The 23,778-nt window shown below is 66.9% G+C and carries 18 protein-coding genes; 6 read left to right on the forward strand and 12 right to left on the reverse strand.

The genetic code is table 11. From position 1 onward, the window contains the following. Nucleotides 1-635: 635 nt before the first annotated feature. On the reverse strand, nucleotides 636-1,505 hold the full coding sequence (locus CCO03_RS17735; protein ID WP_087283256.1) for a lysophospholipid acyltransferase family protein: 870 nt from the start codon (nucleotides 1,503-1,505) through the stop codon (nucleotides 636-638). 175 nt (nucleotides 1,506-1,680) lie between these two features. Continuing rightward, a complete protein-coding gene (locus tag CCO03_RS17740) occupies nucleotides 1,681-2,514 on the reverse strand; it encodes a lysophospholipid acyltransferase family protein (RefSeq protein ID WP_087284886.1) in 834 nt (277 codons plus the stop codon). Nucleotides 2,515-2,711: 197 nt separating this feature from the next. On the opposite strand from CCO03_RS17740, the gene metK reads away from it, so the two are divergent. Continuing rightward, complete coding sequence (metK, locus tag CCO03_RS17745; protein ID WP_087283258.1) at nucleotides 2,712-3,896, forward strand: methionine adenosyltransferase; 1,185 nt, start codon at nucleotides 2,712-2,714, stop codon at nucleotides 3,894-3,896. Between the two features lie 649 nt (nucleotides 3,897-4,545). Here the strand turns inward: metK and CCO03_RS17750 are convergent. Further along, nucleotides 4,546-5,514 (reverse strand): porin, encoded by a 969-nt coding sequence (locus CCO03_RS17750; RefSeq protein ID WP_087283260.1) that lies wholly within the window; start codon nucleotides 5,512-5,514, stop codon nucleotides 4,546-4,548. A 279-nt stretch (nucleotides 5,515-5,793) separates the two neighbouring features. Here CCO03_RS17750 and coq7 point away from each other — a divergent pair, with 279 nt between their 5' ends. Further along, complete coding sequence (gene coq7, locus CCO03_RS17755; RefSeq protein ID WP_087283262.1) at nucleotides 5,794-6,432, forward strand: 2-polyprenyl-3-methyl-6-methoxy-1,4-benzoquinone monooxygenase; 639 nt, start codon at nucleotides 5,794-5,796, stop codon at nucleotides 6,430-6,432. Nucleotides 6,433-6,466: 34 nt separating this feature from the next. Here the strand turns inward: coq7 and ilvA are convergent, their stop codons facing one another. Together ilvA and CCO03_RS17765 are read right to left on the reverse strand one after the other, a co-directional pair. Then, nucleotides 6,467-8,122, reverse strand: coding sequence for a threonine ammonia-lyase, biosynthetic (gene ilvA, locus CCO03_RS17760; protein WP_087283264.1), 1,656 nt, complete (start codon nucleotides 8,120-8,122; stop codon nucleotides 6,467-6,469). A 119-nt stretch (nucleotides 8,123-8,241) separates the two neighbouring features. After that, the gene (locus CCO03_RS17765) at nucleotides 8,242-9,054 is read right to left on the reverse strand and encodes an IS5 family transposase (protein WP_087275916.1); all 813 of its coding nucleotides are present in this window, start codon (nucleotides 9,052-9,054) and stop codon (nucleotides 8,242-8,244) included. A 399-nt stretch (nucleotides 9,055-9,453) separates the two neighbouring features. Between CCO03_RS17765 and CCO03_RS17770 the strand changes: the two genes are divergently transcribed. Further along, nucleotides 9,454-9,903: an OsmC family protein gene (locus tag CCO03_RS17770; protein ID WP_087284889.1), complete on the forward strand. Its 450-nt coding sequence runs from the start codon at nucleotides 9,454-9,456 to the stop codon at nucleotides 9,901-9,903. Between the two features lie 500 nt (nucleotides 9,904-10,403). Here the strand turns inward: CCO03_RS17770 and CCO03_RS17775 are convergent, their stop codons facing one another. After that, nucleotides 10,404-11,396, reverse strand: coding sequence for an NAD(P)H-dependent flavin oxidoreductase (locus tag CCO03_RS17775; RefSeq protein ID WP_087283266.1), 993 nt, complete (start codon nucleotides 11,394-11,396; stop codon nucleotides 10,404-10,406). 634 nt (nucleotides 11,397-12,030) lie between these two features. Continuing rightward, nucleotides 12,031-12,573: a hypothetical protein gene (locus CCO03_RS17780; RefSeq protein ID WP_087283268.1), complete on the reverse strand. Its 543-nt coding sequence runs from the start codon at nucleotides 12,571-12,573 to the stop codon at nucleotides 12,031-12,033. 313 nt (nucleotides 12,574-12,886) lie between these two features. Between CCO03_RS17780 and CCO03_RS17785 the strand changes: the two genes are divergently transcribed. Both CCO03_RS17785 and CCO03_RS19975 read left to right on the forward strand, forming a co-directional pair. Then, the gene (locus CCO03_RS17785) at nucleotides 12,887-13,600 is read left to right on the forward strand and encodes a hypothetical protein (protein ID WP_157667781.1); all 714 of its coding nucleotides are present in this window, start codon (nucleotides 12,887-12,889) and stop codon (nucleotides 13,598-13,600) included. Between the two features lie 163 nt (nucleotides 13,601-13,763). Continuing rightward, on the forward strand, nucleotides 13,764-13,931 hold the full coding sequence (locus tag CCO03_RS19975) for a hypothetical protein (RefSeq protein WP_157667782.1): 168 nt from the start codon (nucleotides 13,764-13,766) through the stop codon (nucleotides 13,929-13,931). 253 nt (nucleotides 13,932-14,184) lie between these two features. Here the strand turns inward: CCO03_RS19975 and CCO03_RS17790 are convergent, their stop codons facing one another. The 5 genes from CCO03_RS17790 to CCO03_RS17815 form a co-directional block, all read right to left on the reverse strand. Continuing rightward, complete coding sequence (locus CCO03_RS17790) at nucleotides 14,185-14,643, reverse strand: universal stress protein (protein ID WP_087283272.1); 459 nt, start codon at nucleotides 14,641-14,643, stop codon at nucleotides 14,185-14,187. 132 nt (nucleotides 14,644-14,775) lie between these two features. Then, nucleotides 14,776-15,549, reverse strand: coding sequence for a 2OG-Fe dioxygenase family protein (locus CCO03_RS17795; protein ID WP_087283274.1), 774 nt, complete (start codon nucleotides 15,547-15,549; stop codon nucleotides 14,776-14,778). Between the two features lie 636 nt (nucleotides 15,550-16,185). Further along, nucleotides 16,186-17,049 carry a fumarylacetoacetate hydrolase family protein gene (locus CCO03_RS17805; RefSeq protein WP_087283278.1) on the reverse strand — a complete coding sequence of 288 codons (864 nt, stop codon included), beginning with the start codon at nucleotides 17,047-17,049 and terminating at the stop codon, nucleotides 16,186-16,188. Nucleotides 17,050-17,186: 137 nt separating this feature from the next. After that, nucleotides 17,187-18,092, reverse strand: a complete 906-nt coding sequence (argB, locus tag CCO03_RS17810; RefSeq protein ID WP_087283281.1) for an acetylglutamate kinase — start codon at nucleotides 18,090-18,092, stop codon at nucleotides 17,187-17,189. A gap of 81 nt (nucleotides 18,093-18,173) precedes the next feature. Then, nucleotides 18,174-19,307: an MraY family glycosyltransferase gene (locus CCO03_RS17815; protein ID WP_087283283.1), complete on the reverse strand. Its 1,134-nt coding sequence runs from the start codon at nucleotides 19,305-19,307 to the stop codon at nucleotides 18,174-18,176. A 325-nt stretch (nucleotides 19,308-19,632) separates the two neighbouring features. On the opposite strand from CCO03_RS17815, the gene CCO03_RS17820 reads away from it, so the two are divergent. Next, nucleotides 19,633-23,451 (forward strand): methyltransferase domain-containing protein, encoded by a 3,819-nt coding sequence (locus CCO03_RS17820; RefSeq protein ID WP_087283285.1) that lies wholly within the window; start codon nucleotides 19,633-19,635, stop codon nucleotides 23,449-23,451. Nucleotides 23,452-23,778: the final 327 nt, after the last annotated feature.

Consider the following 23,778-nt stretch of genomic DNA (forward strand, 5'->3'; position numbering starts at 1 on the left):
TGGCGCGTTTGCCCCTGCCCAGAGGCGCCTGCTGGACCTGCGCAACCGCCTTGATCGTCTTCGTTGCCTTCATCGCCATGAAGCCCGGGCAGCGAAGAGCGCCTACCGCGCGACAACGCTGCCGACCGGGCCGGCCATGGCGATGTGAGCCGATCCCTGGGTGTTTGCTGCTGCGCACAAGCGACGTGCGGCGAACCAGCGCCACAAGCCGCCATTCAAGGGCCTGGCCGACAGCAAACCCGGCCCCAGGTCGACCTGCGCAACGAAGCCCGGCAAAGCCGGACGATGGGGGCTCAGGCGTTGGGAATTCGGGCGCTGCGGCGCCAACCCGCGTCTGCGCAGGTCACAGGCTACGACGCTGAGCCAGGCGGGGCACGGCGTAGGCGCCTCAGCGAGTCACCGTCTTGGGTCCGCGCTGTAGACGCCCTGCGCCGCAGCCGATCCGCCCGCCCCAGCGCACTGACGCAGCGCAAGGTGCCGGTCACCCTGAACGACCCGAGCGTATCGAGGCCCATGAACGACAGCAGTATGCAACCGCCCTCGTTTCCAAAACAACGAGAGTCGAGCCATACCCCCTCAACAGAGCATTCTGCCAGCGATGACCACCACCGGCTTCGCGCCAGCGCGTGACCGCATCAGTACACCGAAGGCTCGCCCTCGGGGCGCGTCTTGAAGCGGCGGTGCACCCAGTAGTACTGCTCGGGCATGGTGCGGATTTCGGCTTCCAGGCGCTGGTTCATGAAGGCGGTGTCGGCCGTCACGTCTTTGGTGGGGTAAGCCGTCCAGGCCGGCTCCACCACGGTTTCGTAGCCCGTGGGCGTGAGCCGCGTGTACATGGGAATGACCTTGGCCTTGCCCAGGCGTGCAAAGCGGGGCAACGAGGTGATGGTGGCCGCGGTGACGCCAAAGAACGGCACGAATACGGCATCGGCGGCGCCAAAGTCCATGTCGGGCAGCAGGTACAGCGGGTGGCCGTCGCGCAGCTCGGCGATGATGGATTTCACGCTCTCGTTCTTGGAACGCAAGCGCGCGTTGCCGAACCGGTTGCGGCCCTGCGCCACCCAGGCGTCGACGACGGGGTTGGACTGGGTGGCGTAGATGGTGTCGAACTGACGCCAGGGCACCTGTTGCGACAAAGCCGTGGCGCCGGCATCGAGGCCGAGGAAGTGCGGCGCAAAGATGACGATGGCATCGTTGCCCTGAAACTGGTCCACGGCGCCGACGAGCTTGAGGCGCTTCAGCGTGACCTCGGGCGGCGCGTGCCAGAGCCAGCCTCGGTCCAGCCAGGTTTGCGCCACGATGCGGAAATTCCTGCGCACCAGCGTCCGGCGCTCGCCTTCGGTGAGGTCCGGGAAACACAGGCGCACGTTGGTGTCGGCCACATGGCGGCGGCTGGGCACCAGCCAGTACAAGAGGTCACCCAGCACGGCCCCCAACGCCCGCACCCAGGCCAGGGGCCAGGACGCGGTCATGCGCATGAACCAGATGCCGAATTGGGAGAGCATGGCGAGCAGGTCAGGTCAAAAGGGTTGCAGGAACGGGCGGCCGGGGCGGCACAGAGCGGCCGGGAGCCTGGCTGCGCGAAGCCGGGCTGCGTGGCCACACCGAGCGCCCACCTGCACAGGCGGACACGGGGCCGACACGGCGGCGCCCAACCGGCTTGCACACGACACCCGGGATTCACGCATTCGGACGCGGCTGCTTGTAGCGGCCATAGCCCCACAGGTATTGGTCCGGGCAGCTCAGGATGGCTTCTTCCATGGCCCGGTTGATGCGCAGCACGGCCTCCTCCAGCGACGTTTCTGCCGGCAAGGCCAGCGGCGGGCACACGTGCACCACAAACCCCCGGCCGCCCGACAGCCGCTCGCCCCACAGCGGCACCAGGGCGGCGCCGGTCTGCAGCGCCAGGCGCGCGGCCAGCGTCATGGTGTAGGCGGGCTTGCCGAACGCCTCGCTCCAGATGCCCTGGCCATCGGGCGGCACCTGGTCCGGCAGCAGGCCGACCGCGCGCCCCTGGCGCAGAGCCTTGATCATCTGGCGCACCCCGGGCAGCGTCGTCGGCGCCGTTTCCAGGCCCGGCCGCTTGCGCGAGGCCTCGGTGAACTGCTGCAACCAGGCCTGGCGGGGCGGCCGGTACAGCACGGTCAACGGCCCGTAATGCGGCGACTTGCGCTCGGCCAGCAACTGCGCCGTCGACTCGAAGCAGCCCAGGTGCGGCGTCAGGAAGATCACGCCCTTGCCGCTGCCGTAGACGGCGTCGAGGATGGCCTCGCCCTCGAACGACATGGGCACCGGCCGGCCCAGCCACAGGCGGGGAATCTCCGCCACCATGCGTCCGGCGTGGGCGACACAGCCACGGGCGCGCTCAAAAGCCACCCCCGCCTGCGCCGAGTTGGCCCGCACCCGCTTGCGGTACGTGGGCGAGGCCCAGTACGTCAGCCAGCCCAGCATGGCGCCCAGGACGTGCAGGGCGCCCAGGGGCCAATGGGAAAGGAAACGGAACAAGGTGACCATGGGCAACAGGCTGGCGACAAAAGGCTGCGCCGCCCTCAGGGCCAAGGTCGCAGCGTCTAGAATCAAGTCTTCGCCGAGTTAACAGAGCAACTTGCAGGGCGAAACACAAATTCTGCTAAAGCGTTCGCCACAGCTCCGGGGTTTCTCGAAGGTTTGCGGCAACGCAGACAGACACAACCCAAGGAGTTTATTCACAAATGGCGAACGACTTTCTCTTCACGTCCGAATCGGTGTCGGAAGGCCATCCCGACAAAGTCGCCGATCAGATCTCGGATGCCGTGCTCGACGCCCTGCTGGCGCAGGATCCACTTTCGCGCGTGGCGGCCGAAACGCTGACCAACACCGGCCTGGTCGTGCTGGCGGGCGAAATCAGCACCAATGCCCAGGTGGATTACATCCAGGTGGCGCGTGACACCATCAAGCGCATCGGCTACGACAACACCGACTACGGCATCGACTACAAGGGCTGCGCCGTCATGGTCTGCTACGACAAGCAGTCCAACGACATCGCCCAGGGCGTGAACCAGGCCAGCGACGACGTGCTGAACCTGGGCGCCGGCGACCAGGGCCTGATGTTCGGCTACGCCTGCGACGAAACGCCCGAGCTGATGCCAGCCCCCATCTACTACGCCCACCGCATCGTCGAGCGCCAGGCCCTGCTCCGCAAGGATGGCCGCCTGCCCTTCCTGCGGCCCGATGCCAAAAGCCAGGTGACCATGCGCTATGTGGACGGCAAGCCGCACAGCATCGACACCATCGTGCTGTCCACCCAGCACCACCCGGATCAGAGCGAATCGGACACCCGGATGAAGCCCAGCTTCATCGAGGCCGTGATCGAAGAGATCATCAAACCGGTTGTGCCCAAGGAATGGCTGCAGGACACCCGGTATCTGATTAATCCCACTGGCCGCTTCGTGATTGGCGGCCCGCAGGGCGACTGTGGCCTGACGGGCCGCAAGATCATCGTCGACACCTATGGCGGCGCCTGCCCGCACGGTGGCGGCGCGTTTTCGGGCAAGGACCCGACCAAGGTCGACCGTTCGGCCGCTTACGCCGCCCGCTATGTGGCCAAGAACGTGGTCGCCGCAGGGCTGGCTCGCCAGTGCCAGATCCAGGTGGCCTATGCCATCGGCGTGGCACGACCCATGAACATCACGGTGTACACCGAAGGCACGGGCGTCATCCCCGATGACCAGATCGCGCGCCTCGTGGGTGAGCACTTTGACCTGCGCCCGCGCGGCATCATCCAGATGCTGGACCTGCAGCGCCCGATCTTCAGCAAGACGGCCGCGTACGGTCACTTTGGTCGCGAAGAACCCGAGTTCACCTGGGAGCGCACCGACAAGGCGGCCACCCTGCGCGCAGCCGCCGGCCTGAAGTAAGCCGACGCGACGCACCACCCCAAGCGGCCTCATGGCCGCTTTTTTGTGCGCGAAGCTGAATGAAACGACCGAAGTTCGAAGCTTGGCTCTCCGCGATTCCCTGGCCTCTCGGTGCATGTCGTCATGGCGTTATCAGGCAACGGGGTTTGGCCTGAAGGCGATTTCATCGTCTGCTCCTGGGGCAAGCCGTCCACCGCGACGTACAGCAAGCCCCCTCACATGACAACGGCGACCGGACCGACGTGAGGCAATGACGGCGCTCCTGCCACGCAAGCGTCGCGCCCAAGAACCCTCCGCGCTGCATCGACATCGTGCTGCGCGGAGGTGCCGGCCCATGCCGATGGCTTCCTGCTCATCGCCACGGCACCCGCATTCGCTGGCCCTCAACCGGCAGCAGGACCGCGCGGACCCCAGATGGCGCATGCGCGGTGCGGCATCAGACATCCAACTTGCCCCGCCGCTGCGCGCGGCAGCACGGCAAGGTGCAGCCATCGAGCGAGCCCTCGCTTCTCCACCATCCTCGGATGGCGTATCCGTGCTCACCCGCCTATCGCCCAACGAGAGCATCGCCGTACCCCAACATGCAAAAAGCCACCCGAAGGTGGCTTTTTGCAGACTTGAGATCACGCAGCCGTTGGGCTGCTCACGATCAGAAGTTGTGACGCAGGCCGAAACCGTAGTTGTTCGTGCCGTCCAGACGCAGGTAGTCGCCGTACACGAAGGTGCGCTTCGACAGAGCGTACTTGGCTTCCAGCAGCGCGTTGGTGTACTTCTTGATCTTGGCGCCGTCAGCCAGTTCACGCTTCAGGTCGCGGGTCACGTCCAGGGTCACCGAAGCGGCGCCGAAGGCCACCGTGCCACCCAGGGTCACACCGTGACGCTTGCCGACCACGGCGTTGGCGACAGAACCGTCACCGTTCACGCTGTTGGCAGCAGCTTGGTACGAAGCAGCCAGGGCGAAGTTGCCGAAGTTGTACTTACCACCCAGGGCGTAGTTGGTCTTGCCACCCTTCACCTTGTTGGCCGACAGAGCGGCGCCGATCGGGCCGTTCACGTACATGGCGTTCACGTCCCACTTGGCGGCGTTGTTGTTGTCAGCCTTCAGGATGTAGCCCAGTTCGGCGCTGAAGCCGCTCAGGTTAGGCGTGGTGTAGCTGAATTGGCTGTTGTTACGGGCATTGGCGCCCACGAAGCCGTAGGTGTTGGCCACGACCGAGTAGTTGGCAGCGCCGGTCAGTTCGTAAGCGGTCAGACCGTAGTACGACGGGGTCAGGGTGCGACCCATCTTGAACGTACCCCAGTTGCCACCCAACCACACGTTGGCGGCACGGCCCCAGCCCAGGCCACCGTTCACCGAGTTGGCGGAGCCGCCGTTTTCAGCGTTGATGCCTTGTTCGAAGTTGAAACCAGCCTTCAGGCCACCGCCCAGGTCTTCCACGCCACGCAGACCGATGCGGCTGTTGCCGTTGTTCAGCGTACCGCTGCTGGTCATGTTGACCTTTTCGCCGTCCATCTTGCCAATGCCGAGGTCAACCACACCGTACAGGGTCACGGACGATTGAGCCATCGCAGCGCCGGAAGCGGCCAGAACTGCCAGAGCGATCAGGGTCTTTTTCATTGCAATTTCTCCTAAGAAATCCGAGAAGCACCTTCTTTGAAGGCAAACATCTTGTGGGGACCACAACCGCGCTCTGCGATCGGGTACAAGCCATATTTCACCATCGCGGCATCCAAACAACAAAGTCTTTCCGTGGAAATGTGCGTCCCCGCGACATAAGTGTTGCGTTTTTGCACCAAGCCTTCGCAAGGCGCTTCCCCGGCACCCCAGCCTTGACAGGGGCGCAGCCACCGATCGGCCCTCACGGCCGCCATCGCGGCGCTGCGGCAAAATCGCGGCATGCGTGTTTTGTCCCCCCTCGACAAGCTGCTCAGCGCAGCCGACTCCGCCATGCGCACGCTGGCCGCCCCGGCTGCCAGTGCCAGACGGCAGCCTCAACCCACCCAACAGGCTGCGCCCTTGAGTGCCGCCGACAAGGCGCTGTCGGGCGCGCTGATGCGCGTCAACCACGTCGGTGAAGTCTGCGCCCAGGCGCTGTACAACGCCCAGGCCCTGGCCACCCGCGATCCGGGCTTGCAGGCTCAACTGGATGAGGCGTCGCGCGAAGAAACTGACCACCTGGCCTGGACCCAGGCCAGGATCCAGGACCTGGGCAGCCACCGCTCGTACCTCAACCCCCTCTGGTACGCCGGGGCATTTGCCATCGGCTGGGTTGCTGGGCGCATCGGTGGCGACAAAGTCAGCCTGGGGTTCGTGGTGGAAACGGAACGTCAGGTCGAGGCCCACCTCAAAAGCCATCTGGATCGCCTGCCTGCCAACGACCTGGCCTCACGCGCGGTGGTGGCCCAGATGATGGTCGATGAACGCCACCACGCCGACATGGCCCAGCAAGCAGGCGGCATGGCCCTGCCGCTGCCCGCCCGGCTGCTCATGAAAGCCGCCGCCAAGGTCATGACGACGACGGCTCACCGCATCTGATCGCAGGACTGCGAGCCAGCCTGCCAGATTTGCGTCAGCCTGCTGAGCGCAGGAAACGCCCATAGACGGGATTGTCCGTTTCCTCTACGTGCGGATAGGCCAGCGTTCCCAGGAACTTGGCGAACGCCTTGTCGTCAGCCTGCGGCACCTGCATGCCGACCAGGATGCTGCCGAAATCGGCGCCCTGGTTGCGGTAATGGAACAACGAGATGTTCCAGTTGGGCCGCATCAGGCTGAGGAACTTGAGCAAGGCCCCCGGCCGCTCGGGAAACACGAAGCGCAGCAGGCGTTCCTGCCCGGCCAGCGGCGAGGCGCCGCCCACCATGTAGCGCACATGCTCCTTGGCCAGCTCGTTGTGGGTCAGATCCAACGCCTCGAAGCCGCTGCGCTCGAAATGCGCGGCAATTTTCGGGCTCTCGCCCTTGCGGTTGGTGGTCAAGCCGACGAACACGTGCGCTCGCTCAGGCCCGCTGATGCGGTAGTTGAATTCGGTGACGCTGCGCGGCCCGCCCGGCAGGCTGTCGATCTCTTCCAGAAAGCGCCGGAAACTGCCCCGCTCCTCGGGAATCGTCACCGCCAGCAAGGCCTCGCGCTCTTCCCCCATTTCCGATCGCTCGGCCACAAACCGCAGACGATCGAAGTTCATGTTGGCCCCGCACAGCACGGCGGCAAACACCTGACCCTTGAGCTTGTGGGTGCTCACGTACTGCTTGATGGCCGCCACGGCCATGGCCCCCGAAGGCTCGACGATGGAGCGCGTGTCCACGAACACATCCTTGATCGCTGCGCACACGGCATCCGTGTCCACCACCACGAAGTCGTCCACCAGCTCGCGCGTCAACCGGAAGGTCTCTTCGCCCACCAGCTTGACCGCCGTGCCGTCCGCGAACAAGCCCACGTCGGCGAGGGTCACGCGTTCGCCCGCGCGCACCGATTGCAGCATGGCATCGGAATCGGTCATCTGCACCCCGATGACCTTGATTTCCGGCCGCACGGTCTTGATGTACGCCGCCACGCCCGAGATCAAGCCCCCGCCGCCGATGGCCACGAACACCGCGTCCAGCTGGCCGGGGTGCTGCCGCAGCAACTCCATCGCGATGGTGCCCTGGCCGGCGATGACGTCAGGGTCGTCAAAGGGGTGCACAAAGGTCAGACCCTGCTCGCGCTGCAGGCGCTGGGCGTGGGTTGCCGCGTCGGAATAGCTCTCGCCGGCGAGCACCACCTCGCCCCCCAGGGCGCGCACGGCGTCCACCTTCAGCTGGGGCGTGGTGGTGGGCATCACGATCACGGCGCGGGTGCCCAGTTCGCGTGCGCCCAGCGCCACACCCTGCGCGTGATTGCCAGCCGAGGCACAGATGACGCCTTTGGCCAGCTGATCGGGCGTCAGGTGCGCCATCTTGTTGTAAGCGCCCCGCAGCTTGAAGCTGAAGACACTCTGCTGATCTTCACGCTTGAGCAGCACCTTGGACCCCAGGCGGCGGCTCAAGCTCTTGGCGGGATCCAGCGGGGTTTCCGACGCCACCTCGTAGACCTTGGCCGTCAGGATTTTCTGCAGGTAGTGCGACAACTCCAGCGGCGGGGTCTGCGCGGCGGGCACCTGCGGGGTTTTGACTTTCGCCTTGGCTGGACCATTCGCCTTGGCAGCCGCTTTGGGTTTGAGGGCTGCGGCTGCGGGCGTCGATGGGGACATCGGCTTGGTGGCTGCGGGTTTGGCGGATGCCCGTGCGGCGGGCTTGGTCGACCTCGACCGGGATGCTGATTCGCGCGTCATGAATGAGACCTCTATGGGGAGGCTGATCTTAGAGCGTGTTATGAACTTCCAGTAGCAGCCAGCACCCGAGCAGCAGCAGGGAGCATGAGCACCGCGAAGACCAGGAAATGCAGACCGCTGAGGACTTCGGATAGCCGCTCGTAGTCCCGCGAAAGCCGGCGGAATCTCGCCAGCCAGCCGAAGCTGCGCTCGACCACCCAGCGCCGGGGCAGCAGCACGAAGCCTTTCTTCGCCTCGGACAACTTCACGATCTGCAAGTCGATGCCGTTGTCCTTGGCTGCCTGACGTGCATTTGCTCCTGTGTAACCCTGGTCTGCCCACGCAGTCTCCACCGTATGGCCAGTTGCTTGCTGCACCGCTTCACACAGCCTGTTCACCTGCACTCGCTCCTGCTCATCGGCCGGGGTGACATGGACTGCCAGGAGATGGCCCAGGGTGTCCACTGCCATGTGGACTTTGCTGCCTCGCTTGCGCTTGTAGCCGTCGTAGCCTGCGCGCGGGCCGCTCTCGCAGCTCGACTGCAAGGTGCGTCCGTCCATCACCGCTGCGCTCGGCTGGCCCTGGCGGCCTTGGGCTACTCGAATGATGGACCGCAGGTCCGACACCATCGCCTCGAAACAGCCGGCGTCCAGCCACCGGCGGCTTTGTTGATACACAGCCTCCCACGGCGGCAGGTCATTGGGCAGCATGCGCCACGGAGCACCTGCCCGGACCAGCCAGCGTAGCGCGTTGAAGACTTCGCGCAGGTCGTGTTCACGCTGTGGGGCGTGTTGGTCCATCAACGTCAGATACGGTGCAGCGAAGCTCCATTCTTCATCGCTGATGTCCGTCGGGTAGGGCTTGCGGGGCATCGCCGCACTCTACCTGCGGCAATTTCTTCATCGATCAAAGTTCATAACACGCTCTAAGTCCCCCGAAGCCCCGCGCTCTGCCCCCTCGGCTCAGCGCGAGCAGGCCCGGCGCGCGCCCAAAAAAAAAGCCCCGAGTTGAAGAACTCAGGGCTTGAACCACCTTTTTTGAGGGGTGGAGGAGACAAACGGTGCAACAACGTTTGTTGCTGCGATGGGTCGATTGTAAACCGACCATTGCTGCACTGCACCACAAAATGCTTAGAGCGATGCCTCTAGACCTCGAAATGTGAAAAATTTCTGAGCCCGCATGGGCGAGTCGCCCTGGGCTGGCCTACACTCCGCGCTCATCGTTGCTATTTTGCAACGGTGAGCTTTTTTCCGACCAAAAAGGATGCACAGATGGAATGCACGGTGAGTTGGACCGGCGCTGCGGGTGGCCGCTCGGCCATGGGCTTCGTGGCTGAAACCGGCAGTGGCCACACGCTGGTGATGGATGGCGCGCCCGATGCGGCACGGCCCGAGAACGGCGGCCAGAACCTGGCACCCCGCCCCATGGAAACCGTGCTGGCGGGCACCGGCGGCTGTACCGCCTACGACGTGGTGCTCATCCTCAAGCGCGGCCGCCACGACGTGCGGGGCTGCTCGGTCAAGCTGACCAGCGAGCGCGCGGACACCGACCCCAAGGTCTTCACCAAGATCCACATGCATTTCACGGTGACGGGCAAGGATGTGCCCGATTCGGCCGTGGCGCGTGCGGTGGCCATGAGTCACGAGAAGTACTGCTCGGCCAGCATCATGCTGGCCAAGACGGCCGAGATCACCACCAGCTTCGAGGTGGTGGCCGCCTGAACCCCAGGCGCGCCGGCCTTCCGCGGACGCACTGGGCCAGCCACAGAACTTCCGGCCTGAGCGCCCGCGCGCGCGGACCGGCCTGGGACCATGAGTCCCATCCAAGCTGGGGTTGACCGTCGACCGCTGGGGCGTCAGCGAACTGGACCAGCGCCCTTCCGGTGACCATGGTGCATGGGTGGCATTTCAGCCGCGGCCATCGCTGCGGTGATGAGCGCGGCGGGATTCGTGCGGGCGGCAAGCGGGCGTTCCCATCCTGCGGCACAGGCGATGCCAGGATCCGCTCCGATGAAACGGTGGCACCGGGCGTTGCAGGCACGGCCGACACGGATTCACCCTGCAAGCCAACGTGCCCTCACGACACGGAGATCTGCCTCGCCGGCATTCACCATGCTCCGCGAAGGCCACAGGAGTATGACCGAATTACCGTTTACTCATGAACGGTGATCGCCGCATACTCCTCAAAAGTGCCACAAGACCAGCGTTGACCCAGAGCAACCTCAGGCTGGCACGGCCTCACGCTCAAACAGGGCCAGGGCACCGCGCAGCTGGGCCTCGGCACCCTGCACCATCCTGCTGACGACCTCTTCGCAGGTCGGCACATCGTCGAACAGGCCCACAACCTGGCCGGCGCAGATCAGGCCGTGCTGCGAGTCCCCGTTTTCCAGCGCTTCGCGCCCCGTCGGGCCGCTGATGAGGTGCTTGATGGCGTCGTAGTTCGACGCATCGCCCAGCCGCTTCTCGATCGCCACGATCTCCTCGCTGACGGCGTTGCGCCAGAAACGGCCCGTGCGCTTGATCGACCGTTTGATCAGCTGCGTGTCCAGGATGGTCGAGCTGGCCAGCGCACGCTTGATGTCGTCGTGAATCGGCGACTCCTGCGTCACCATGAAGCGCGTGCCCACGTTCACGCCGTCGGCGCCCAGCGTCAGCGCGGCAGCCATGCCCCGCCCATCGGCAATGCCGCCCGACGCGATCACGGGCACCTTCACCGCGGCCTTGGTGGCCGGCACGATCAGCAGGGCCGCCGTGTCGTCTTCCCCGGGGTGACCCGCGGCTTCAAACCCGTCGATGGAGATCACATCCACCCCCAGTCGCTCGGCCGCCAGGGCGTGCCGCACCGAGGTGCATTTGTGGATGATGGTGACGCCCGCGCGCTTGAAGCGCTCGACCACGGGGCCGGGGTTGTTGCCGGCGGTCTCCACGATGCGGATGCCGCTGTCCACGATCGCGTCGATCCACTCGTCGTACGACACGGCTGCGCCCAGCATGGTCAGCGTCAGGTTCACGCCCAGGGGTTGATCGGTCAAGGCCTGGGCGCGCGCGATTTCGATGCGCAGCGCTGCGGGCGTGGGCTGGGTGCGGGCGGTGACCATGCCCAGGGCGCCCGCATTGGAGACAGCGGCAGCCAGCTCGGCGCGGCCCACCCATTGCATGCCCCCCTCGACGATGGGGTAACGGGTGCCAAGCAGTTCGGTGATGCGGGTTTTCATGTGAAGCCAACCAGGTGAGCGGCGGCCCATGCCGCCAATGCCGGCCATGGTGCCGACAAAAGCGCCGTGTGGCAGTCACGCGTTTGCAGGCCGCCCGCTGGCGCGCTGCCCCGCGATGGCTGGCCCGACAGACGCCAAAGCGTCGATTCGTGTTGGCCGAGAGGTGCCCCGACCCAAGTTCGCCAGGGTCGATGCCGCACACACCGTTCCGGCTACGACGGCGCCGGTGTCCGTGCCGTTCTCGGCCGGCGGCCCGACCGACGGCTTTCACAGCGCGTGAGGTGTGATGCGATGGACCGCCGCGGTGGCGGCAACGCCCAACCGTGTGGGCGGGCTCGGTGTCCAAACGCCCCTACCGGCAGAGAGGCAGAGAGGCAGAGAGGCAGAGAGGCAGAGAGGCAGAGAGGCAGAGAGGCAGAGAGGCAGAGAGTATGGCCAACATTTCGATGGTATCGAAACGGGATGCCAGCCATACCCTTCGATCTCATCAAACCCTCTGAGCTGGATCGGGGGCTCACGACCTGCGGCGGCGTGGCGACATCCTGGTGTTGCGAACCGGCCATCCCGCCTCGCCCAACGTCGCATGACACGCAGGCACCGCGCCTCGCGTGTCATGCCGCGCGCGGACCACCGCTCAGTGACGATGCCCAGGTGGCCCGTAACCGTCCGGGCCCCGACCGTTGGGGCCGCGCCCCGGGGGACCGCGGCGATCGTCGTGGCGGTCCCAGCGGCGATCGTCGCGGTCATGTCGATCATGCCGATCGTGGACGCGATGCGGCGGTGCCGACACATGCCGCGGGGGCGGTGCCGCATGGCGCGGTGGCGGCGGCCGGTGCCCGCGCACGAACGGCCGCGACCAGTGGCCATTCGGCCCCACATCCACGAAATAGACCGGTGCGCGGCAGGCGTCATAGCGGCCACAGTACCGGCGCCAATTGGCCCGTTCATACGGCGCGGCATAGATGTAGACGGGCGCAAGCCCGCGCGCCGGCTGCACATACACCGGCTGCGCCGAGACCAGGGGCGGCACACCGCCCAGGTTGCCAATGTCGATGCGGCCGAACACCCCCGGGGCGAGCACGCCCGACACGGAAGCGCCGATGTAAGTCTGCGCCTGCACACCGGCGCCCACGAGCAGGGCGCACAGCGTCACGCTGGCTTTGGTGAAGAGGTTCATCGTGGTCCATCCTTTCGGTGTGAACGCAGCGCTGCAACCCATGTGCCGCGGGCGCTCGTCCTGGGAAGCCATTGCACCGCAACTCGGTGAAGCGTGTGCAAAGGCCCGGTCAACGCGTGTAACCAAGGGCGGCCCACCCAGTCAGTCGATCATTCCGCCAGGGCACCGCTGTCCCGCGCGGCACCGTGCCATCACACCGGGTGTTGATCTGCCGGCTCTCTTTGCCGCTTCCTCGTTGTCAGATTCACATCACAATGGTTTAATCATTCCGAATTACATTGCAAAGTGCAACAAGGCGAGGAAAGGACTGAGCATGAAAGTCTTTCGATTGGGAACGCATGCGTTGCTGGCAGATGATGAACGGCTGATCCGCAACCTGATGCGCATGTTCAGCCACGACCCCACCTTCCGTTGGCAATACAGCGAAGGTTCTGAATTCGATGTTTTGGTGATCGATGCCAAGAAAATCGAGGACACCCGCATCAAGCGCACCGCCCGCACGGTGTTACGCTTGAGCGACGTTGCCGTGCCGAACGACGATCACGTCCTCACGCGTCCTCTTCAGGCCTCGGCGTTTCGCAATTGGCTGCTTGATGCGGAGTCGGCCTTGACCCATTTTTCCCGCCCTGCGAGCACCCTGGCGCCCCGCGAGCCGTCCAGGCGCAAAGCTTCGTCGTCCGAGCCCAAGGCCTTGCGGTTCAAGCTGCGCAGCTGGCCGCCTGCGATCATGATGCACAACGACGCGCACCGGCAGCAAATGGCACAGCTGCTGTCGGTCGATGCCTTCGAGGTGACCGAGCTGGCCCAAATCACGGGCGCCCCCCTGGCCGAATGCCAGGCCTTTGTGCGCAAGCTGCAACTGGTGGGGTTGCTGGACCTGGTCAGCGTGGACCGCGAATCCGGCCCGGCCACCTTGCCCATGGACGAAGAGGACTTCGGCGCCGAAACGGCGATTGCCGACGAGCCCGTGGGCAAGTCCGGCTTCAGCGCCACCATTGGCCGCCTGCGCGAGCGCCTGCGTCTGTGAGCCAGTATCCCGCCACTGCCGTTTGACATCAAACGGCAGCAAAGGCATACCCTCTTTTCTTCCTAAACCGCACGACCCAGAGCGGCTCCAGCGCGCGATCCGCTCGCCAGCGGAACATCGGGTTGGCCGCCTCATCGCCCCGCGCTCAGAGGCGAACCGGTGCTTGGACCTCCTCGCAACGCCCGAACGGGTCGATGCGCGGCTGAAGGTTGTCAACACCACCACGGCTCCGCATGGCGATGGCTTTGCCATCGATGCGATCGTTGGCGATCCGTGGATGTGCCGAATGCCGCGTCAGCGGCCGCGGCTACGCTGCGAGCGGGCGGCCTGAGCGCCCGCCCGCACACCCGGCAACCGTGGGCGCTCTGGAGCCATCCGGACACCTGGGAACCGGCTGAGGCCGGCGTGATCCAGACGCCCTGAAGTGCTGGAGGCTGTGGGCGGTCATGACCAGATCCAGAGGCCACGCAAGCGGTCCGCGGCCCGAACCTGCGCACCCGGGTCTACGCGGGCTCACCTCCCCAGCCATGTCATCACCGCCGCATGCGTTCAAGACGGTGCCAGGATTGAGCGCCCGCTGAACCTCACACGGCATCGCCGTGTTCGGTGCTGGGCACCACGAACACGGGAATCGTCGTGTTCTGCAGCACGCTTTCGGCCACGCTGCCCAGCACCAGCTTCTCGAGGCCCTTGCGGCGGCTGGATCCCATGACGATGAGCTCGGCCTGCGCCTGGGCGGCGGCGTGCAAGATGCCACGCCAGGCGGTGGCTTCTTCCACCACGGCGGTTTCAACGGGTTGGCCGGCGGCCCGCAGCGCCAGGCTGGCGGCCTGCAAGGCCTGCTCGCCGGCGGCACGCGCTTCGCCCACGGCATCGCTCTGGCCATAGGCGAATTCCGAACTCACGCCAACAAAGGGCTGGGGGTCCAGCACGTACACCGCGGTCAGGCGCGAGCCGAAGGTGCGCGCCAGCACCACGGCCTTGTCCAGCACCTCTTTCATGGCCGGTCGGCCGTCAATGGGCACCAGGATGTGTTTGAACATGGCATGAACTCCTTTCGGTGTGGCAGATGGACGGGTCAATGGGCACACCGGCGAATCGGCGGCCCTCCGAACCGAAGGGTGCAGCAGGCCTCAGGGCCCATCGCGGCTGGGGCAGCACGGCGCAGGCAACGGTCAGACCTGGTCGTCGGGAAAACCGCGCTGCCGCAAGGTCACAACCAGTGTATCGCGATGACCAGGGCGCGTGTCCATCGGCTGAATGGGCGTACTCTCATGGATGACCCGCGCATCGTCGAGCAGCAGCACCGACCAGGGCTCGCTCAGCGTGAAGCGCACCCCGTGCGGGCCCTGGGCCTCGAACACGCGGGTTTCGCCGCCCTTGATGCCCTGGCGGTCGATCAGGAACACCGCGACCAGGTCGACGCCGTCTCGGTGCGCGCCCTCGGGCGTGGGCCGGCCAATGCCGCTGGCGGTGTCGATGCGGAACTGGTGCGCCTCGCCAAACCAGTGCAGCACGCCCTCCGGCCGCTGCACCGGGTGGGCCGCACGCACGCCGTCGGCCAGCCGGCTGAGCCAGACCAACAGGGCCCGCCAGGCCGGGTCGCGGCGCGTGCGCTCGGCAATGGGGTCGAACCACCGCGCCATGCCGCCGTGCAACGCGTTGTAGGCCACGGGCTGCCAGTGGGCGCGGTGCGGCACGTCATGCACCGCCTGGCGGTCGTCCACCACGAACGACGCATGGCGCCGGCGCCGGTAGCGGCCGCCGTCCTTCAAGTGGGGGTCGGGCGGCAGGTGGTCCCAGTCGGCGACCAGCGCCTGCAAGTCGGCTGGCGTCACCCCCGCCAGTTGCGCCACGGAAACGGCATCCAGCACCGCATAGCCGGCCGAGTGGAGCCGGGGCAGCACCGCATCGGCCGGGGTGAGAGGGGGCGAGAGGTCGACAGGCATGGCAGGCACACAGCAAAGTCAGGACAAACCGCCAGCATACGCCGCATGCGCTGCCTGCTGGCCGCGCAGCGGATACCGCCGCGAAGGCATCGACCCTTGGTGGCAGCAACCGCACCTCGCCATGCGCAGGCCCGCAGCCGTGCAGCAGAGATTGAGCGGGCAAGCGGGGTGGGCCAGCGCTGGCACGCCGGGCCCAATCGGAACTCACTGGACAACCATCACCCGTATCCAATCACGACCGTCATCTAACCAACGACCTTTGCTTGATACTGCCACCCTAGAACCTGACGCCGCGGTGCACGCGACCGCCGGCGACCCCTTGCCCCAGCGCCTCACCCAAGCCCGTGACGCTGTCCGTGCCGTTCCGCTCGGCAGCGTCCTCGATTCCCCGCTGCGCGCTCTGGCGCCAGCTTAGGGACCGAGCATGTGGCAGCGCTCGCCTGATGATGTACGGAGGCGCGCGCGTGCCCACGAACGGCGACTGCCCGAACGCCCCCAGGCCCACGATGGTGTTCGTGGGCTTCAAAGGTGAGGGCCGGATACCGCCCGGTTTGATCCAGCTCGGCCAGGGGATGCGCCTGGCCAGAACGCCGCACTCGCGCTGGCCACTCAGGCGCCGCGACGCCCAAGGCCCGCTCAGCGCGGGTAGGCCATGACCTCGGCGCGCTGCTCGCCCAGGCCGGCGACGCCCAGCGTCAGCACATCGCCCTTGCGCAGGAAGCGCGGGCTGGGTTTGCCGTCCTCGTGCCGGCCCATGCCGACCCCGGCAGGCGTGCCGGTGGCGATGACATCGCCCGGGTGCAGGCTCATGAACTGGCTGACGTGGCTGACCAACTCGGCGACCGAGAAGATCATGTGGCGCGTGTTGCTGGCCTGCATGCGCACGCCGTTCACCGCCAGCCACAGGTCCAGCTTCTGGGGCTGGGGCACCTCATCGCGCGTGACCAGCCAGGGGCCAATGGGGCCGAAGGTGTCGCAACCCTTGCCCTTGTCCCAGGTGCCGCCGCGCGCCATCTGGAACTGGCGCTCGCTCACGTCGTTGACGATGGTGTAGCCGGCCACGTGCGACAGCGCCTCGCGCTTGCTGACGTGGCGTGCCAGCGTGCCGATGACCACGGCCAGCTCGACCTCCCAATCGGTGTGCGTCGAGCCTTTGGGCAGGACGATGGGGTCGTTCGGCCCCTGGATGCAGCTGGTGGCCTTGAGGAAGACCACGGGCTCCTTGGGCTCGGGCAGGCCGGTTTCGGCCGCGTGGTCGGCGTAGTTCAGGCCGATGCCGATCAGCTTGCCCACACTGGCCACGGGGCAGCCCAGGCGCGGGTTGCCGCCGACCAGCGGCAGGCGCTTGAGCGCACGTTTGGCGAGCTTGGCCAGGCCCTCGCTCGACAGGGTCTCGGCATCGATGTCGGCCACCACGCCCGAGAGGTCACGCAAGCGGCCGTCTTCGTCGAGCACGCCGGGCTTTTCCTGTCCCATGGGGCCAAATCGCACGAGCTTCATGGCTGCAGCATTCCAAATGAGTAAGGCGACGCCGGTTTGCGCCCAGCGTCAAAAACAAAAGGAGTATGGCCAATTTCCCGTTCAGCAGACAACGGGAAATCGCCAATACTCCTGAAATTAAAAAATGTGGTGACGGCTCAGTGCGAACGGATCATGGTGCCGTAGGCCTGATCGGTCAGGATCTCGAGCAGCATGGAATGCGGCACGCGGCCGTCCACGATGTGCACGGCGTTGACCCCACTCTTGGCGGCGTCGATGGCGCCGGCCAGCTTGGGCAGCATGCCGCCCGAGATCGTGCCGTCCTCGATCAGCTCGTCGATCTGGCGCGCGGTCAGCTCGGTGATGAGCTGGCCCTGCTTGTCGAGCACGCCCGGGATGTTGGTCAGCATGACCAGCTTTTCGGCCTTGAGCACCATGGCCAGCTTGCTGGCCACGACGTCGGCGTTGATGTTGTAGCTCTCGTTGTCGGTGCCAAAGCCGATCGGGCTGACCACGGGGATGAAGGCATCGTCCTGCAGGGCCTTGACAACGCCGGGGTCGATGGCCTCGATCTCGCCCACCTGGCCGACGTCGTATTCCTTGCTCGGGTCCTTGTGGTCGACCATCTTGAGCTTACGCGCGCGGATCAGGCCGCCGTCGCGTCCCGTCAGGCCCACGGCCTTGCCGCCAGCCTGGTTGATCAGGCCCACGATGTCCTGCTGCACCTCGCCAGCCAGCACCCATTCGACCACCTCCATGGTCTCGGCGTCGGTCACGCGCATGCCCTGGATGAATTCGCCCTTCTTGCCCAGGCGGCCCAGGGCGGCTTCGATCTGCGGCCCGCCGCCGTGCACCACCACGGGGTTCATGCCCACCAGCTTGAGCAGCACCACGTCTTCGGCGAAATCGGCCTGCAGGGCCGGGTCGGTCATGGCATTGCCTCCGTATTTGATGACCAGGGTCTTGCCATGGAACTTGCGGATGTAGGGCAAGGCCTGAGCGAGGATCTCGGCTTTGTCGCGCGGCGCAATGCGGCTGACATCAACGTCGGTGGTATCGGTCATGGTGATCGTGTGAGTGGGAAGGTGCCCGTCAGGCAGGCCGCAATTTTAGTGTCCGCGCCCGGTGCATCCGGCCGCAGCCCGTCATTCGCCATCGCGCTCGCGCCAGCCCAGCGGCAGGCGCACGAAGCGCTGGGCCTTGAAGCGCACCAGCGCCACATAAGCCGCCACATACGACACGGCGAACAGCGCACAGAACGCGGCCAGCACGATGCTGTAGCGCCAGAACAGGATGGCCGGCACCACGGTCAAGCCGATGAACCCCCACAAATAGGGCGCCGTGCGGTTGTTGCGCGACAACAGGCGTTGCGCCTCGTCGCCATCGAGCACCGAACGCACGATGCGCCGGTAGACCAGCTGGTGCAGGTGCAGGGCATCGGCCATGCCCGGCGAATCGCCCCGCGCCATCTTGCGGTAGATCGAAAACAGCGTCTCCCACACCGGGTAGATGAGCAGCAGCATGGGGAACCATGGCGAAACGATGGGGTGGCGCTGCACCAGCGTGATGCTGAGGATGGCCACGACCGAGCCCCAGAGGTAGGCGCCCGAATCGCCCGCGAAGATCAGCCCCCGCGGGTAGTTCCAGACCAGGAAGCCCGCCGTGGCCGCCGCCAGCGCGATGGCGATGGCCGCCAGTTGCCGGTCACCGACCTGCAGGGCCACGTGCGCCAGTGCCAGGCACACCACCACCGCCATCACCCCCGCGAGGCCGTTGTAACCGTCGATGATGTTGAAGGCGTGCGGCAAGCCGGCCACGGCCAGCACCGCCAGCCCCATGCCCAGCCAGGGCCAGGCGCGCCAGCAGTCGTCCAGCGCGGCAAAGCCCAGCCGCGTGACCGACAGCTGCAGCAAGGCCACGGCCAGGCACCCGGTGCCCAGGCTGAGCAGCAGCCGCCACCGCGGCCCGACGCGCTGGGTGATGTCGTCCAGCAGGCCGCCCATGAACGCGGGCGCCAGCACCAACAGCCAGACGGGCAGCCGCAGTTGGTCGAAAGCGATGTTGCCGGCCTGATGCAGACGCTGCAGCACGGGGATGGCCGCCAGCCCGACGGCCCAGCCGATGAGCACCCCCAGACCGCCCAGGCGCGAGACCTGGCCGGCGTGGAAGCGCTGCGGAGCCTCCAGCGAATACGGTCTGGAGAGCTTGCGGAACGCACGCCTCACCCACAACGTGCCCATCAGGGACACCATGAAGGCCACCCAGGCCAGCGCAATCATCGGCGTTCACTCTCCAGATCTGATGCTGGCCCTGGCGAGGCCAACGACACCACGGCGCCCAGGCGCAGCGACCGGCCATCCTCTGGCTCAACCGCCCACGCCGCCGCCGGCACTTCGCCCGGCACAGGGCCGGGCGGCAGCCCATGGGCAAGCCAATCGGGCTCGCCGAAAAAACCGCGCATGGTAGCATTTCGGGCTTTTGTCCATGGGTTGCCCTGGCAGGCCCGGCACGCTCACCGCCCTGAACACCGCCCGCCAGCGACCACCCGCATGGCCCGCAACCGGCACCCCTTTTTCTGGTTGCCCTGGATTCGATGGATGCCCCATGACCACCCGTCACCCGTCCCTGCATGTCTATGAGCGGACGATTGATCTGAGCGAACGCACCTCGCTGTCCGTCATCGCCAGCCAGATCCCGCCCCACGCCCGCATCCTCGACCTGGGCTGCGGCAGCGGCGCCATCGGACAGTACCTCTCGCGCCAGGGCGCTGCGGTCACCATCGACGGCCTGACCATCAGCGACGACGAAGCCCGGCTCGCCCGCGCCGTCTACCGCCGCGTGGAGGTCGCCAACCTCGACGACTGCGACTTGGTCGCGCTGTTCGGTCAGGGTCAGTACGACGTCATCGTCTGCGCCGATGTGCTGGAGCACGTGCGCGGCAGCGAACGCGTGCTGGCCCAATGCCGCCAGCTGCTGGCGCCGGGCGGCAAGGCCCTGCTCTCCATCCCCAACGCCGGCTATGCCGGCCTGATCGCCGAGCTGATGGCGGGCGAATTCCGCTACCGCGCCGAAGGCCTGCTCGACGAAACGCACGTGCGCTTCTTCACGCGGCAGACCCTGCTGCGCTTCCTGCAGGCCGGGGGCTGGGCCGTGGACCGGTTCGAGGTCATCGAACGCGCCCTGCCCGAGTCGGAGTTCCAGGTCGCCTTCGATGCCATGCCGCCGGCTGTGGCCCGATACCTGCTGGCCCTGCCCGATGCGCAGACCTACCAATTCATCGTCAGCACCCACCCGGACGCGGCCCGCACCGCGGCCGAGCCCATGGGCGGTGCGCAGTCCACCGCGCTGACCGAGGACACGCACTTTCCCGCGCAGCCGCTGTTCTCGGCAGAGCTGTTCACGGCGCTGAATGGCAACTTTCAGCAAGAGGGCAAGCTGCGTGCCCGCGGCGTGATCGGGCAAAGCCCGCAAACCCTGCACTTCGCGCTGCCGGACCAGCCCTTCGACAGCGTCAAGTTCGACCCCGCCGACCGCCCGGGCTTCTTTCGTTTCTTTGCCGCCCGCCTCGTCGACGCGCACGGCACGCTGCTGTGGCAGTGGCAAGCCAGCGAAGCCCCCCGCTGGCTGACGCAGGCGCCCAGCGCCGGCATCGTCTTCCCGCCGGCCTGGGACATGGCCCCGGCACTGGTCGGCCTGCTGCACGGCGATGACCCCTGGGTTCGGCTGCCCATTCCGCCCCAGGCCCTGCTCGCCGCGCAGGGCGGCTCGCTCGACATCGACGTGGGCTGGCCCATGTCGGCCGACTACCAGGCCCTGGCCGGGGTCGCGCAGGACCTGCAACTCGCCATCGACCGGCTGCATGAGGCCAAGGCCGACGGCGAGCAGACGCGGGACGCACGCATTCATGCCCTGAGTGCACAGCTGCGCGCCCTGCAGGTCGAACGCAACCACCTGGCCCTGCAGGCCGAGCAGAACGACGCCTTGCGGCAGCAGAAGCAGGACCTGCTGAGCCAGTGCAACGTGCTGAGCCGCGAACGTGACCAAGCGGTCGCCCACGTGCACACCATTGAAAATTCCACCGTGTTCCGCGCCACGCGTCCCATCGTGCACGCCAAGATGCGCCTGGACCGGCTGCTGGGGCGCAGCCCGGCCGGGAAAGACCCCGAAACCACCATGTCCGCCCCCGAATCCCACCCCGTGACCCCACCCAGCTTCCCGGTGGACGTCATCGTGCCCGTCTACAAAGGCCTGGCCGACACCCAGCTGTGTGTGAACTCGGTGCTGCACAGCACCTGCCAGACCCCCTGGCGCCTGCTCATCATCAACGATGCGAGCCCGGAGCCCGAGGTCACCGCGTGGCTGCGCGAGGTGGCCCAGACCGACGCCCGCATCACGCTGCTGGAAAACGGCGACAACCTGGGCTTTGTGGGCACCGTCAACCGGGGCATGGCCGCGTCGGGCGAGCACGACGTGCTGCTGCTGAACTCGGACGCGGAAGTCGCCGGCGACTGGCTGGACCGCATCCGCGCCAGCGCCTACAGCGACCGCCAGGTGGCCTCAGTGACGCCGTTCTCCAACAACGCCACCATTTGCAGCTACCCGCGTTTCTGCCAGGACAACGACCTGGCCTCCGGCTGGACCACCGCCGAGCTCGACCAGCTGATGGCCGCCACCAACCCCGGCCAGGCCGTGGACGTGCCCACGGGTGTCGGCTTTTGCATGTACATCCGCCGCGATGCGCTGAACGCGCTCGGCCTGTTCGACGTCGAGCACTTCGGCAAAGGCTATGGCGAAGAGAACGACTTCTGCATCCGCGCCCAGAACGCCGGCTGGCGCAACCTGCACCTGCTGGACACCTTTGTGCACCACTCGGGCGGCGTGAGCTTCGGCGACGCCAAAAGCCCGCGCGAGCGCGCCGCCATGGAGACCCTGCGGCGCCTGCACCCCCAGTACGAAGGCGACGTGATCCGGTTCCTGAAGCGCGACCCGGCCCAACTGGCCCGCCTCGCGGCCGACGTGCGCCGCGTGCTGCGCGAGCCCCGCCCCGTCATCCTGGCGGTGCTGCACGACCGGGCCGGCGGCACCGAGCGTCACGTCGATGAGCTCGCGGCCCGCCTGGCCTCGCAGGCGCTGTTCCTGGTGTTGCGCCCCGCCAAGGGCCAGCGCCTGAGCCTGCGCCTGGCGGGCTCGGACGAGGCCTTCGAGCTGCTGTTCCAACTGCCCGACGAGTGCGACGCGCTGGTGGGCGTGCTGCGGGCCTTTGGCGTCAGCCACATCCACTTCCACCACCTGCTGGGCCATGGCCCCGAGGTGATGGGCCTGCCGCGCCGGCTCGGGGCGTCGTACGACTTCACCGCGCACGACTACCACGTGCTCACGCCTCAGATCACGCTGACCGATGCCACCAGCCGCTACACCGGCGAGGACGGCTCCGGCAACGCCACGTTGGCCCGGGACGAGCCGCTGCTGCCCGCGGGCGACTCCATCCACGCCTGGCGCAAACGCCACGTCGACTTCTTCATGGCGGCGCGCTACGTGCTGGCCCCCAGCCGCGACGTGCTCTCGCGCCTGAGCAAGCTGGCACCGGCCGCCCCCTTCCGCCATGTGCCGCACACCGACCTGGCCGGCCTGACGCTGCCCGCACCCCAGCCGGCCGCGCGGGGTGCCGACCGCCCCTTGCGCATCGTCGTCATCGGCGCCCTCAGCGCCATCAAGGGCGCCGACCTGCTCGAGGACGTGGCGACGGCCGCGCGCAAGCAGCAGCGGCCGCTGGAGTTCCACCTGATCGGCTATGGCTACCGCAAGCTGCGCACCCTGCCCAAGGCCAACCTCACCGTGCACGGCGCGTACGAGGAAGAGGAGCTGCCCGAGCTGCTGACGTCCATCGCGCCCGACCTGGTCTGGTTTCCCGCGCTGTGGCCTGAAACCTATTCCTACACCCTCAGCGCCTGCCTGCAGGGCGGCTGGCCCGTGGTCGTGCCCGACATCGGCGCTTTCGGCGAGCGCGTGGCGGGACGGGCCTGGAGCTGGATCCAACCCTGGAACACCGACGTGGGCGAGTGGCTGGCGTTCTTCGACCGCGTGCGGGGCGAGCACTTTGCCACCGGCACCCCGCCCGCCTTGCCCACGCACCACGAAGACCCGGCGACCGTGGCCGCGCTGCAGCACGTGCCGGCCCAACCGGCCACCTGGTACAGCGACGCCTACCTGCAGCACCTGCCCGTGGCCAGCCACGCCGGACCCGATCGCGCCATGCTGGCCGCGCACCTGCCCAGCCGTTACACGCACGACCTGGGGACGGAAACCCGCAGCGGCGCCCTGTCGGCCCTGGTCTGGCTGCGCTCGCTGCCCGTGCTGTCCAGCGTCGCCCGTGCCATCCCGCAAAGCATGCAGACCCGCGTCAAGAGCTGGCTGGTGCGCTGATGCACCCAGGGTAGACGCGCAGCAGCGCCCGCCGCCAACCGCTTCCGTCACCGCCCCGGGTTGGCTGCTCCTCGGTGGGCCCACCCACTTGAGGGCGCACACGCACCCGCAGCGCGCCAGATCGGCGGTGACGCAGGTCTGGCCCTGGCCCGAAGCACAGGCGGCGATGAGCCGGTCGCGCCATCGGACATGCAGAGCAACTGGGAGTATCGGGCGTTTCCGATGAACAACTCATCGGAAACGCCCGATACTGGCATGAATGCATCCCGGCCGGGCGCACGCGGTGAACGCTGAAGCCTGCACATGGGCAGGCTCAGCCGATTGCTG

The sequence above is a fragment of the Comamonas serinivorans genome, from assembly GCF_002158865.1.
GTDB lineage: Bacteria > Pseudomonadota > Gammaproteobacteria > Burkholderiales > Burkholderiaceae_C > Comamonas_E > Comamonas_E serinivorans.